Raw genomic sequence first — 13069 nt, forward strand, 5'->3', positions numbered from 1 at the left:
GGGCCGCCCTTCACCCGGCGCTGCCGCTGGCGCAGTGCCCCCTCCGATGTCCCGCAAACCCACCAAAGGCTATTTCGTCCGTGGCCAGTTCGTTGCCCTGGGCAGCGAACTCGACCTGGAGCTCAAGCGCGAGCTCAAGGGTTCGGTCGACATGAGCAAGACCGACCTCAAGAAGCACAGCGACCACCTGCAGCAGCTCGGACAGGACCTGCTGACCCTGCGCAGCGACCTGATGGCCCGGCTGGACCTGGGCGACAAGCTGCTGGATGCGCTGGCCGAGGCCCGGCGCATCACCGACTTCGAAGGCAAGCGCCGCCAGATGCAGTTCATCGGCAAGCTCATGCGCAAGCTCGACGACGAGGCCGTGGCCGCCATCGAGGCCGCGCTGGAAGAACAGCGCAAGCCCTCGGCCGCCGAGACGCTGCGCCTGCACCAGGCCGAACAGTGGCGCGACCGGCTGGTGGCCGACGACCAGGCACTCACCGACTGGCTCAAGATCGACACCGAGGCCGACGCCCAGCAGCTGCGCACCCTCATCCGCCAGGCCCGCAAGGACGCCCAGGCCACCGCGGCGCAGGAACGCCCCGGCGAGGCCGTGCGCCACGGCCGGGCCTACCGCGACATCTTCCAGCAGGTCAAGGCCGCACTGGCCCGCGCCGATGCCCAGGACGACACCGACACCGCCGACCATGACTGACACCCGCCCTGCCGCCGATGCCGTGCGCATCGGCATCGTCTCCATCAGCGACCGCGCCAGCACCGGCGTCTACCAGGACCAGGGCCTGCCCGCCCTGCAGGACTGGCTGACCCGCGCGCTGCACAACCCCATCACCTTCGAGCCGCGCCTGATCCCCGACGAGGCCGACCGCATCAGCGCCACGCTGATCGAGCTGGTGGACGCCGGCTGCTCGCTGGTGCTCACCACCGGCGGCACCGGCCCGGCCCTGCGCGACGTGACACCCGAGGCCACGCTGGCCGTGGCCCACAAGGAGATGCCGGGTTTCGGCGAGCAGATGCGCCAGATCAGCCTGGCCTTCGTGCCCACGGCCATCCTGTCGCGCCAGGTGGCGGTCATCCGCGACCAGAGCCTCATCATCAACCTGCCCGGCCAGCCCAAGGCGATTGCCGAGACGCTGGAGGGCCTGAAGAACCCCGACGGCACGCAGCGGGTCAACGGCATCTTTGCCGCCGTGCCCTACTGCATCGACCTGATCGGCGGCCCCTACCTGGAAACCCGCGACGAGGTCGTCAAGGCCTTCCGCCCCAAATCCGCCGTGCGCCCCGCACGTGCAGCCTCCTGAAACGGACCCCACCATGAAGATCACCAAGGACACCGTCGTCACCCTGCGTTTCAAGGCCACCGACAGCAAAGGCAAGGTGCTGGAAGACGGCAAGACGCCGCGCGCCTACCTGCACGGCGGCTACGGCAACACGCTGCCCGGCATCGAACTGGCGCTGGAAAACCAGGAAGCCGGCTTCAGCACCACCGTGACGCTGCAGCCCTCGCTGGCCTTCGGCGAGCGCGACGAGACCCTGATCACCACCATCCCCAAGGCCGAATTCCCGCCCGGCGTGAAAGTGGGCGGTCAGATCGAGGGCGTGGACAACCAGGGCGTGCGCAAGATCTTCACCGTCAAGAAGATCAAGGGCGACACGGTGCACCTGGACGCCAACCATCCCCTGGCCGGCGAAGACCTGACCTTCACGCTGACGGTGATCGATGTGCGCGCCGCTTCACCCGAGGAAGTGCAGCACGGCCACGCGCATGGCGCGCACGGCCACCACCATTGAGCCTTACTTGCCGACGAGCTGATTGAGCTTGTCGGCCTCGAAGCACTCCTGGCGCGCGGCGTCTTTCGGCACGCAGTCGCGCTCGCGGGCTTCGGCCAGCTTCTCGATGGCCTGCCACAGCAGCGCGATCTGGTGTTCCTGGCTGGCGGCGGAGTCGACCAGGCCGCGCAGGGCCTGCTGCAGCGGGTCGTCTTCCTGGGTGATGCCGTAGGCCTGGAACTTGGGCTTGGCGTCTTCGGTCACGTCGGCGCTCTCGCCCTGCTTGCTGGGGATGATGCGGGCCGGAATGCCCACCGCAGTGGCACCGGCCGGCACCGGCTTGATGACCACCGCATTGCTGCCGATCTTGGCGCCATCCCCCACCTCGAAGCCGCCCAGCACCTTGGCACCGGCGCTCACCACCACGTCGCGGCCCAGCGTGGGGTGGCGCTTGGTGCCCTTGTAGAGCGAGGTGCCGCCCAGGGTCACGCCCTGGTAGATGGTGCAGCCGTCACCGATCTCGGCGGTCTCGCCCACCACGGTGCCCATGGCATGGTCGAAGAACACGCGGTTGCCGATCTTCGCGCCCGGGTGGATCTCGATGCCGGTGAGGAACCGCGCGATGTGCGAGATGAACCGCCCCGGCCAGCGCAGGCCGTGGTTCCAGCACCAGTGCGCCGGGCGGTGCAACAGCACCGCGTGCAGACCCGGGTAGCAGGTGAGCACCTCGAAGGCGCTGCGCGCGGCAGGATCGCGTTCAAGGATGCACTGGATGTCGGAGCGGAGGCGGGCAAACATGGCGGCAGTCTAGCCCTTCGCCCGGTCGGCGGTCTGCAGCATCGCCTTGGCAACACCGCGAAGAATGTGGATTTCTTCCTCGGTGGGTGCAGCGCGGTTGAACATCTGCTGCAGGCGGGGCATGAGCTTCTTGGGCGCGGCCGGGTCGAGGAAGTCCACCGCCACCAGCGCCTGCTCCAGGTGGGCCAGCATGCCGGCCACCGCGGCCGCGTCGGCCGCGGGCCGCTCGGCCACGGCCGGCTGCACCGCAAAGCCGCCCAGGGCCTGGCGCCAGTCGTAGGCCAGCAGCTGCACCGCGGCGGCCAGGTTGAGCGAGCCGAAGTTCGGCGCGGTGGGAATCGACAGGGCCACATGGCAGCGGTAGACGTCTTCGTTGCGCATGCCGAAGCGTTCGCTGCCGAACAGGAAGGCCACGCCGGCCGGCGGCTCGGCGGCCAGGGTGGCAAAGTGCTCGCGCGGGGCCCGGGTGGGCGGGCCGAAGTCGCGCGGCGTCATGGCGGTGGCGCACAGGTGGGTGATGCCGTCCAGGGCCTCGTCCAGCGTGTCGACCACGCGGGCGTTTTCCAGCACGTCGATGGCGCCGCTGGCGCGCTGGATGGTCTCCTCGCGCCGCAGCACATTGGGCCAGCGCGGGGCCACCAGCACCAGGTCGTCGAAGCCCATGACCTTCATGGCGCGGGCAGCACCGCCCACGTTGCCGGCATGGCTGGTCTGGATGAGGATGAAGCGGGTGCGCATGGAGGTGGGGCCGGGCAGGTAAAATCTTGGATATTGTCGCCGCCCGCATCGCCGGTGCCGGCTCCCCGAACCTCCTCCGCTCTTTCGCCCGTGTGCCACGCACGCGGGCCTACAACTCATGTCGTCCAACCTCCACCCCATGCTCAACGTGGCCATCAAGGCCGCCCGCACCGCCGGTGCCATCATCAACCGCGCCGCGCTGGACGTGGAGTCGGTCCGGGTCTCGGTCAAGCAGACCAACGACTTCGTGACCGAGATCGATCAGGCCGCCGAGGCCGCCATCATCGAGACCCTGCTCACCGCCTACCCCGATCACGGCATCTGGGCCGAGGAATCCGGCCAGCGCCCGGGCAAAAAGGGCGGCGCAGACCATGTCTGGATCATCGACCCCCTGGACGGCACCACCAACTTCATCCACGGCTTTCCGGTGTACTGCGTGAGCATCGCGCTCATGGTGGGCAACCGCATCGAGCAGGCCGTGGTGTACGACCCCACCCGCAACGACCTGTTCTGCGCCACGCGCGGACGCGGCGCCTACCTCAACGAGCGCCGCATCCGGGTGGCCAAGCGCAACACCCTGCGCGACTGCCTCATTTCCACCGGCTTCCCGTTCCGCCCGGGCGACGCCTTCCAGACCTACCTGCAGATGCTGGGCGACGTGATGCCCAAGGTGGCCGGCGTTCGCCGCCCGGGCTCGGCCGCGCTGGACCTGGCCTATGTGGCCGCCGGCTTCTCCGACGGCTTCTTCGAGATGGGGCTGTCGCCGTGGGACGTGGCCGCCGGCTCGCTGCTGGTGACCGAGGCCGGTGGCCTGATCGGCAACTTCACCGGCGAGTCGGACTTCATGGAACAGAAGGAATGCCTGGCCGCCAACCCCAAGATCTACGGCCAGCTGATCGCACTCACCGGCAAGTACAGCAAGTTCGCCAGCGCCGGTGACAAGGCCGCGGTGCGCCAGGCCCGCATGTCGGTGCGGCGCAAGCAGGCCGGCGCAGCCGACGCCTCCGGCGATGCCTCGGCCGCACCGGGCGACGACGCCGCAGAGGCCTCCGACGACAACGCCGCGCCGTTCTGAGCCGGCTCAGGCCAGCGGCAGCCTGAACCAGAAGACCGCGCCCTGCCCTGGCGCGGATTCGGCCCACACGCGGCCCCCGTGCCGCTCGATGATGCGGGCCACGATGGCCAGACCCACGCCCATGCCGGGCACTTCCGACCCCGGGTGCAGGCGCTGGAACAGCCCGAACAGCTTGCCGGCACGGGCCATGTCGAAGCCCATGCCGTTGTCCCGCACGAAGTAGGCTTCCTGCGGAATGTCGAAGCCCACCGTGACCTTCGGGCCCGGCAGGTGCTGCGAATACTTGATGGCGTTGTCCACCAGGTTGCTCAGCACCTGGCGCAGCAGGGTGGCATCGCCGAGTGCCGCCGGCATGTGGCCCACCTGCACATGCCAGGGACCGTCCTCGGGCGTGAGGGCCTCCACCACCGAACGGGTCAGCGCCACCATGTCCACCGGCACCGGGGCCATGTCCACCTGCACCACCCGCAGCAGCTCCAGCATGTCGGTGATCATGCGGCCCATGTTGGCCGACGACCGCACCACGCGCGCGAACATGTCGGCCCCCTCGGGACTCAGTCGCTCGCCCTCGGTCTCCTGGATGAGCGTCACGAAGCCGTTGACCGAGCGCAGGGGCGCCCGCAGATCGTGCGCGATGGAGTACGAGATGGCTTCCATGTCGCGCATGGAGCGCTCCAGCTGGGCGGTGCGCTCGCGCACCCGCTGTTCCAGACTGGCATTGAGAGCACGCACCTCCTCCTGCGCGGTCACGCGGTCGGTGATGTCGATGTGGGTGCCCGACATGTACATCACGGTGCCGTCTTCGGTGCGGCGGTGCACCCGCCCCCGGGTGTTGATCCACACCCAGTGTCCCTGCTTGTGGCGCATGCGGATGTCGCACTCGTAGTAGGGCAGCTGGCCCTCGATGTGCAGGTTGCTCAGCCTCAGGGCTTCGGCCAGGTCGTCCGGGTGGGTCAGCCGCTCCCAGGTGGACAGGTTGATCGGCTGGAGCTCCTCCAGCGTGTAGCCCACGATCTCGGCCCAGCGGGCATCCACCTGCAACGAACCGACCCCCAGGTCGGCCTCCCAGATGCCCGGGCGCGTGGCCTCCAGGATCCAGGCCAGCCGCTGGCGTTCGGCCTGCAGGGCGGCCTCGGTCTCTCTGCGCGCCACCAGGGCGCGGTGCGCCAGCACCAGCTGCCGCACGGCACCCAGCAGCGGCGCCAGGAACTGGATGTCGTCCTCCTCGTACCCGCCATCCTGGTTGGCCAGACCCACCATGGCCACCATCTGCTCGCCCACCATCAGCGGCACGCCCAGAAAGGACTCCATCGGCGGATGGCCGGGCGGCAGACCACCCCGGCGCGGATCGTGGGCCGGGTGGTTGGAGATCACCGGCTCGCGGGTGGTCATGGCATGGCCGAACAGGGTGCGCAGGTTGCGGAACACCATGCCGCTCTCGCGGTGCGCCTGGTAGTGCTGGCGCGAGGCCTCGTCCCACGAGATGTCGGTGACGGCATGGGTGCGCAGGTACGGTCGGTCGGGCCCGTCGTGGAGCACCTCGCCGATGAAGCCGTAATGGCTCCCGGTGACCTTCAGAAAGGTCTCCAGCAGGCCTTCGAAGGCCCGCCGCTTGTCCTCGGCCTCGATGAACAGGGCCTGGGCCTCGCGCACCGCATCGAGCATGCGCTGCTGCCGCTCGGCCCGCTGCTGGGCCTGGCGCTCTTCGGTGATGTCGGTGGTGTAGCCATGCCACACCACGCTGCCATCGGGCTCGCGCTGGGGGGCGGCGTTCACCTGGTGCCAGCGCAGCCCCTGGCGCGGCAGCACCACGCGGTAGGAATGGCTCCAGAGCGTGAGCTCGCGGGCCGAGACATCGACCGATGCCAGCGTGGCCTTGAGATCGTCGGGATGCACCCGCGAGTACAGCTTGCGCACGTCGGCCATGAGTTCTTCGGGCGTGAACTCCAGCATGTCGAGGGCGCGGTCGTTGACGTAGGTGATCTGCGCGGTGCCGTCCGGGTTGCGGCGGGCCTGGTAGGTCAGGCCCGGCACGCGTTCGGCGATGTTGCGCAGCAGGCGCAGCTGCTCGGCCAGCTGCAGGCGGACCTCGCGTTCATCGGTGATGTCGTGCACCACGCCGAAATCGGTCATGGGCTGACCGTCGACCACGGTGCGCCCGATGCGGCTGCGGTACCAGCGGGTGCGGCCGTCGGGGTGCAGCCAGCGGAACTCCACCTCGCTGCCGTCGGCGGCGTCGCGGGCGGCCAGCCAGGCCGGCATGTCGTCCGGGTGGATGCGCCCGCGTCCCTCGCGGCGGGTGATCAGGTCGACCGGCTGCAGCCCGGTCATGGCGTACATGCCGGGCGACCAGAACACATGCTGCTCGCTGCCGGCATTGGTCCAGTAACCCACCCGGGCCACCTGCTCGATCTCGGCGTACAGCTCCAGCCGGTGCTGCAGCAGGCGGTTGGCCTGGGCGAGTGCCTGTTCGCTGAAGCGCAGGGCTTCGTCGGTGGCCGCCTCGTGGGTGGCGTCGGTGAAGACGTTGAGGATCAGCAGCTCGTCGGTCGACTCGATCAGCGAGGTGTGCATGCGCACGCTGTACATGCGCCCGGGGCGCAGCATGAGCTGCAGCAGCTGGTGTTCGCAGGGCACCTGGGACAGAAACGCGGCGCGGTCGGCCGGATCGGGCCAGTGACCGAGTTCCAGCGTGGTACGGCCGATGGCATCGGTGCGCTGCAGCCCGGTCAGCGTGAGCCAGGCCTGGTTGACATCCACCAGTCGCCCGTCGCTTCGGCGGGTGACTGCAGCGGGCAGCGGGAGACCGTCGAAGAAGGCGGCGTAAGGCAAGGGTGATGGCATTGGGGATTGCCGTGGAGCAGCGCCGGCGGTTCTTGCGGTCGACCTGGGTTGATGTAAAACATTGTGCATGAAGCCCTGCACCGTGGGGTATGGGTCTACCCGCATCCGACGGCCGTCACTCGCCTGCAGCCCCCATGACAAACCCCCGCCGCTCCCCCTTCCTGCACCATGTTGGCGCAGGTCTGCTGCAGGTCATCCTGCAACCGCGCTTCCTGCCCGCCGTGCTCACCGGTGCGGCCGTGCTGCTCATCCAGATCCATGCCGCGTGGCAAGCCTGGCATCACGGGGTGGAGGTGCCCTGGGCCGGCCATGCGGCCACCGTGCTGACCACCCTGGCGGCGTTGTGGGTGGCGGTGGCCGTGGTGCGTGGCAACGAACCGGCCACGCCGAACGCCACCAGCCTGTTCAGCGTGGCGCGGGGCCTGGCCACCGGCTACTACTTCAACTTCCTGCAGCCGCTGCTGCGCAGCCTGCGCCAGGCCGGCGTGGCCCCGGTGACCGAACACAGCCTGTTCACCGTCCAGCTCGATGGCCGGCCCCTGGACCGTCTGCCGCCGCTGCACGGCCTGGTGGTGGCCATTCCGTGCCAGGACCACAGCGTCTGCAGCACCCCGGCCGCCGGCGCGGCCCTGATCGCCCGCCGCTGCACCGGGCTGCAGATGCACACGGTGGTGTTCGACCGCATCCGCCACACCCCCGAGGGCGTCTGGAGTCGGCCCATCGAACTGCGGCTGCTGCAGGCCGACCCCCAGGGCCCTGCCGTGCTGCTGGACGTGCCCACCACGCTGAACGTGGTGCACGAAACCCTGAGTGCCGAACCCGGTGCCGATGGCGCACCGTCACCCGCCCGGCTGGCCACCGAGCGCTTCGTGCAGGTGCTCAACGAATTCCGCGACGTGGTGGCCCAGGTCGGCGGCGCCGACCCCCTGCGGCAGTCATCGGCATTGCAGGTGCATGTGGTGCCGGCCGAAGTGGCCGAGCACCGCATCCGCGAACTGCTGTCCTCGGGAGCCTGACACCATGGCCGGATTCAGCTCCCTGATCGAACGCGTGCGCGGCTGGCCCTGGACCCAGCTGCTGGCCGTGACCATCCCGCTGGCGTCGGCCGGTTTCCAGCTCCTGGCTTCGCTGCGCGGGGACGAAGCACCGGTCTGGCTCGGGCCGGTGGAGTCGCTGGGCGTGACCCTGCTGGCGCTGCTGCTGGGCCTGTGGCTGCTCACCCGCAGCGTGCGCGACACCCGGGCGCGGGCCGACCGTTTCCATGTGGGCGAGGCACTGGCCGTGGGTTACGGCCTGAACTTCCTGCGCCCCACCGGTCACCGGCTGGACCCCGAACAACCGGCCCGCCAGCTGCTGGCGCTGGCGGCCGAAGCGGACGGCACCGAACCGCCCGCCGTGCAGCGGGTGCGGCAACTGCTGGTGGCCTTGCCCCGGGTGGTGGACGGTCTGGACAACGCCAGCATCACCGCGCTGCGGCAGGCCCTGCGGGACCGGTTGGGGCCGGACTGGTGGATCGGCTCGGCCCGGCTGAGCGCCGCCGATGCCGCCCCGGTGCCGCCCGGACCCGACACCCTGGCGGGCAAGCCGGCCGGACTGGCCAACGGCACGGCCGGGCCGGACACCGGCCGCGGTGTGGGCGTCACCGCCGTGGTGCACCGCCCCAGCGGCGATGCGGTGCTGATCGACCTGCCGTCCACCCTGGCGGTGGTGCCCCACTTCGCGGCCTTCGTGGCCTCGCAGGAACTCGACGGCTCGCCCTGGGCCAACGAACTGGTGGCGGCCGGTCGCGGCACCATCGTGCGGCGCTTCGAGGCCGCCAAGTTCGCCCAGGTGCTGCAGGACGGGCTGGACGGTCAGGCACCCGCCGCCCAGGGCGAGCGGTCCGCCGAGGACCTGCTGCGGCTGCGGCTGGGGCCGGTGCGGCAACGTCTGCAGCTGGTGCTGCTGGACGACAGCCAGCAGGTCGGCCCGCTGGCACAAGCCATCCGGGCCGCCGTGCGCGGCATCGACAAGGCCCGGGGTTGACCCCGGGTGTCAACCTGTCGATATGTCCATTTTGTGTGACATACTGAACCGATATGGCCCAGCCCTACCCTTTCTCCGCCATCGTCGGCCAGGACGAGATGAAGACCGCCATACTGATCGCGGCGGTCGATCCCAGCATCGGCGGTGTGCTGGTGCTGGGTGACCGGGGCACCGGCAAGAGCACCGCCGTGCGGGCCCTGGCCGCCCTGCTGCCGCCCATGAAGGCCGTCGTGGGCTGCCACTACGGCTGCGACCCGGCCGACACCACCAGCCGCTGCGAGCAGTGCGCCACGCTCAAGCCCGAGGGGCGTGCGCCGCGCACCCACAGCATCCCGGTGCCGGTGGTCGACCTGCCGCTGGGCGCCACCGAAGACCGCGTGGTCGGGGCGCTCGACCTGGAGCGCGCGCTGTCGCAGGGCGTCAAGGCCTTCGAGCCCGGGCTGCTGGCGCAGGCGCACCGGGGCTTCCTGTACATCGACGAGGTCAACCTGCTGGAGGACCACCTGGTCGATCTGCTGATCGACGTGGCCGCCTCGGGCGAGAACGTGGTGGAGCGCGAGGGCCTGAGCATCCGCCACCCGGCGCGCTTCGTGCTGGTGGGCAGCGGCAACCCCGAAGAAGGCGAACTGCGGCCGCAGCTGCTGGACCGCTTCGGCCTGTCGGTGGAGGTGCGCACCCCCGACGGCCTGGCCGACCGGGTCGAGGTGGTGCGCCGCCGCGACGCCTACGAGCAGGACCGCGCGGCCTTCGTGGACGCCTGGAAGAAAGAGGACGAGCGGGTGCGCCGCCAGATCGTGGCCGGCCGCAAGCGCCTGGCCTCGGTGCAGGTGCCCGACGCCGCCCGGGAGCGCATCTCGTCGTTGTGCATGGCGCTGGGCACCGACGGCCTGCGCGGTGACCTCACGCTCATGCGCGCCGCGCGCGCACTGGCCGCCCTTGACGGCGATGCCGCAGTGGGCGACGCCCATCTCAAGCGCGTGGCCGCCCCGGCCCTGCGCCACCGCCTGCGCCGCAACCCGCTGGACAGCACCGGCTCCACCAGCCGGGTGGACCGCGCGGTGTCCGAACTGATGGGCGCATGACCCTGAGCGAGCGCCCGGCCATCGGTGCCGACGCGGCACTGGCGGCGGCGCTGCTGGCCGTCGACCCCTCGGGTCTGGGCGGCATTCACCTGCAAGGCCCGGCCGGCCCGCAGCGCGATGCCTGGCTGGCGCTGCTGCGCCGCCTGCTGCCCGTCGGCAGCCCCTGGCAGCGGCTGCCCCTGCACGCCGGCGAGTCCGCGCTGCTGGGCGGCCTGGACCTGGCCGCCACGCTGCAGGCCGCGCGCCCGGTGGTGCAGCCCGGCCTGCTGGCCCGGGCCGATGGCGGCGCCCTGCTGCTGACCAGCGCCGAACGCGTGCCGGCGCTCACCGCCTCGCTGCTGGCCTCGGTGCTCGACCATGGCGAGGTGCGGCTGCAGCGCGACGGCCTGTCGCAGCGCCAGAGCGCCCGCTGGCTGCTGGTGGCCCTGGACGAATCCACGCCCGATGCCGACCGGCCCGACGAAGCCGTGCCGCAGACCCTCACCGAGCGCCTGGCCCTGCACCTGGACCTGCGCGCCGACCGTGGCCTGCCACCCGACGCCGATGCCGCCCACGACTGGACCCCGGCCGACGTGGCCGCCGCGCGCCAGCGCCTGGCCTCGGTGCAGCTGCCGGAGGACATCCTGCAGGCCCTGTGCGCCACCGCCCTGGTATGGGGCGTGGCCTCGCTGCGGGCCCCGCTGATGGCGGTGCGCGTGGCGCGGGCCGCCGCCGCGCTCGACGGCAGCCCCGCCGTCGGCCAGACCCATGCCGAGATCGCGGCCCGGCTGGTGCTGGCCCACCGGGCCACCCGGCTGCCCCCGGAAGCGGCGGAAGACCCGCCGGCGGAGGACGAGCTTCCACCCGATCCACCGCCGCGCGACGATCCACCCCATGACCCTGCAGACCCGGACCGCGACACCGAGGCCGACACCCCCGACACGCCGCAGGACCCGCTGCAGGACCGCCTGATCGAGGCCGTGCGCGCCGTGCTGCCACCCGGCCTGCTGGCCGCCCTGCAGGCCGGCGTGCTGGCCGGGCAGCCGCCCAGCCGGGGTGCCGGCCAGGCCGGTGCGGTACTGCGCAACACGCCGCGCGGCCGCCCGGTGGGCACCCGCCGGGGCGATCCCCGGCGCGGTCAGCGCCTGCACGTGCTGGACACGCTGCGCGCCGCCGCGCCCTGGCAGACCCTGCGCCGCCCGCCCGGCGAGCCCGAGCGGCTGCGGGTGCGGCGCGAAGACTTCCATGTGGTGCGCCACCGCCAGCACCGGCCGGTGACCACGCTGTTCGTGGTGGACGCTTCCGGCTCGGCCGCCCTGCACCGGCTGGCCGAGGCCAAGGGCGCGGTGGAGCTGCTGCTGGCCGACTGCTATGTGCGGCGCGACCGGGTGGCGGTGCTGGCCTTCCGGGGCCAGCAGGCCGAGGTGCTGCTGCCGCCCACCCGTTCGCTGGCCCGAGCGCGGCGCGAGCTGGCCGCCCTGCCCGGTGGCGGCGGCACGCCACTGGCCGCCGCCATCGAGTCCGCGCATGCCCTGGCCCTGCAGCTGCAGCGCAGCGGCGACACGCCGGTGCTGGTGTTCCTGACCGACGGCCGCGCCAACATCGCCCGCGACGGCTCGCCCGGCCGCGCCCAGGCCGGAGCCGACGCCCTGGCCCAGGCCGCGCAGCTGCGCGCCGCCGGCCTGACCACCCTGCTGATCGACACCTCGCCCCAGCCGGCCGACACGGCACGCACGGTGGCCGAGGGCATGGGCGCCCGCTACGTGCCGCTCCCGCACGCCGGGGCAGCCGGCCTGTCCGCGGTGGTGCGGTCGGTGCAACCCGGCACCTGAGGCGGCCGCCATGAGCCACGACCTCGACTGGCGCCGCGACGGCCCCGGCTGGCCACATGCGGACCGCAGCCGCTTCGTGCAGGCCGGTGGCCTGCACTGCCATGTGCAGACCTGGCCCGGCGCCACCCGGAGCAGCGGCTGCTGCCTGCTGCTGCACGGCACGGGTGCCTCCACCCACAGCTGGCGCGACCTGGCGCCGCTGCTGGCCGCGCACACCACGGTGGTCGCGGTCGATCTGCCCGGCCATGCCTTCACCGGCATGCCGCCCGGTGGCGCCGGCTCGCCCCAGCTGGGCCTGAGCGGCATGGCCCGCGCCCTGGGGGCCTTGCTGCAGGCGCTGGACACGCCGGCCCCCGACCTGCTGGTGGGGCACTCGGCCGGCGCGGCCGTGGCCATCCGCATGGCGCTGGACGGGCACGCACGGCCGGGCCGCATCGTGGGTCTGAACGCAGCCGTGCTGCCCCTGGGCGGGCTGGCCGGGCAATGGTTTTCGCCGGCCGCCAAGCTGATGGCGGCCCTGCCGCTGGTGCCGCAGCTGTTTGCCTGGCGGGCGCGCGATCCCACCGTGCTGGCGCGCCTGCTGGAAGGCACCGGCTCGCGGCTCGATGCCACCGGCCAGGCGCTCTACCAGCGCCTGGTGAGCAGCCCGGCCCATGCCCGGGGCGCGCTGGCCATGATGGCCAACTGGGACCTGCCCCGGCTGGCGGCCGACCTGCCGCGCCTGGCGGTGCGGCTGGACCTGGTGGTGGGCGAGCGCGACCACACCGTGCCGCCGTCGCATGCACCCCGCATCCTGGCGGCCCTGCCACCGGGGTCACGCGGTCGCCTGAGCCTGCTGCCCGACCTGGGCCACCTGGCCCACGAGGAAGACCCGCTCAGCGTGAGCGCCCTGATCCTGCCCGACCCGGACGCCTGACCGGCGCGCC

12 protein-coding genes are annotated in these 13069 nt (G+C 71.8%); 9 read left to right on the top strand and 3 right to left on the bottom strand.

Annotation, left to right across the window (positions count from 1 at the left end; genetic code table 11):
* Positions 1–46: 46 nt before the first annotated feature.
* From yjgA to WD026_RS05955, 3 genes are read left to right on the top strand one after another with little or no spacing between them, the layout of a single operon-like run.
* On the top strand, positions 47–697 hold the full coding sequence (gene yjgA / locus WD026_RS05945; RefSeq protein ID WP_425722706.1) for a ribosome biogenesis factor YjgA: 651 nt from the start codon (positions 47–49) through the stop codon (positions 695–697).
* Positions 690–1301 (top strand): molybdopterin adenylyltransferase, encoded by a 612-nt coding sequence (gene mog, locus WD026_RS05950; protein ID WP_425722707.1) that lies wholly within the window; start codon positions 690–692, stop codon positions 1299–1301. The genes yjgA and mog overlap by 8 nt, the downstream gene beginning before the upstream one ends.
* A 13-nt stretch (positions 1302–1314) precedes the next feature.
* Positions 1315–1791, top strand: a complete 477-nt coding sequence (locus tag WD026_RS05955; RefSeq protein WP_425722708.1) for an FKBP-type peptidyl-prolyl cis-trans isomerase — start codon at positions 1315–1317, stop codon at positions 1789–1791.
* 3 nt (positions 1792–1794) lie between these two features.
* Here WD026_RS05955 and cysE read toward each other — a convergent pair whose 3' ends face one another.
* Both cysE and WD026_RS05965 read right to left on the bottom strand, forming a co-directional pair.
* Positions 1795–2568: a serine O-acetyltransferase gene (cysE, locus tag WD026_RS05960; RefSeq protein ID WP_425722709.1), complete on the bottom strand. Its 774-nt coding sequence runs from the start codon at positions 2566–2568 to the stop codon at positions 1795–1797.
* A gap of 9 nt (positions 2569–2577) precedes the next feature.
* Positions 2578–3306, bottom strand: coding sequence for an RNA methyltransferase (locus tag WD026_RS05965; protein WP_425722710.1), 729 nt, complete (start codon positions 3304–3306; stop codon positions 2578–2580).
* Between the two features lie 118 nt (positions 3307–3424).
* Here WD026_RS05965 and WD026_RS05970 point away from each other — a divergent pair, with 118 nt between their 5' ends.
* On the top strand, positions 3425–4381 hold the full coding sequence (locus WD026_RS05970) for an inositol monophosphatase family protein (RefSeq protein WP_425722711.1): 957 nt from the start codon (positions 3425–3427) through the stop codon (positions 4379–4381).
* A 6-nt stretch (positions 4382–4387) separates the two neighbouring features.
* Here the strand turns inward: WD026_RS05970 and WD026_RS05975 are convergent, their stop codons facing one another.
* Complete coding sequence (locus WD026_RS05975; protein ID WP_425722712.1) at positions 4388–7213, bottom strand: PAS domain-containing protein; 2826 nt, start codon at positions 7211–7213, stop codon at positions 4388–4390.
* A gap of 146 nt (positions 7214–7359) precedes the next feature.
* Here WD026_RS05975 and WD026_RS05980 point away from each other — a divergent pair, with 146 nt between their 5' ends.
* The 5 genes from WD026_RS05980 to bchO are packed head-to-tail and all read left to right on the top strand — an operon-like array spanning position 7360 to position 13059.
* Positions 7360–8241, top strand: coding sequence for an STING domain-containing protein (locus WD026_RS05980; protein WP_425722713.1), 882 nt, complete (start codon positions 7360–7362; stop codon positions 8239–8241).
* Positions 8242–8245: 4 nt separating this feature from the next.
* The gene (locus WD026_RS05985; RefSeq protein ID WP_425722714.1) at positions 8246–9250 is read left to right on the top strand and encodes a hypothetical protein; all 1005 of its coding nucleotides are present in this window, start codon (positions 8246–8248) and stop codon (positions 9248–9250) included.
* A gap of 53 nt (positions 9251–9303) precedes the next feature.
* Positions 9304–10332, top strand: a complete 1029-nt coding sequence (gene bchI / locus WD026_RS05990; protein WP_425722715.1) for a magnesium chelatase ATPase subunit I — start codon at positions 9304–9306, stop codon at positions 10330–10332.
* Positions 10329–12143, top strand: coding sequence for a magnesium chelatase subunit D (locus tag WD026_RS05995; protein ID WP_425722716.1), 1815 nt, complete (start codon positions 10329–10331; stop codon positions 12141–12143). The genes bchI and WD026_RS05995 overlap by 4 nt, the downstream gene beginning before the upstream one ends.
* A gap of 10 nt (positions 12144–12153) precedes the next feature.
* On the top strand, positions 12154–13059 hold the full coding sequence (gene bchO / locus WD026_RS06000) for an alpha/beta fold hydrolase BchO (RefSeq protein ID WP_425722717.1): 906 nt from the start codon (positions 12154–12156) through the stop codon (positions 13057–13059).
* Positions 13060–13069 lie beyond the last annotated feature (10 nt).

The organism is Hydrogenophaga sp. R2 (genome assembly GCF_049843595.1).
Classification (GTDB): Bacteria; Pseudomonadota; Gammaproteobacteria; order Burkholderiales; family Burkholderiaceae_C; genus Hydrogenophaga.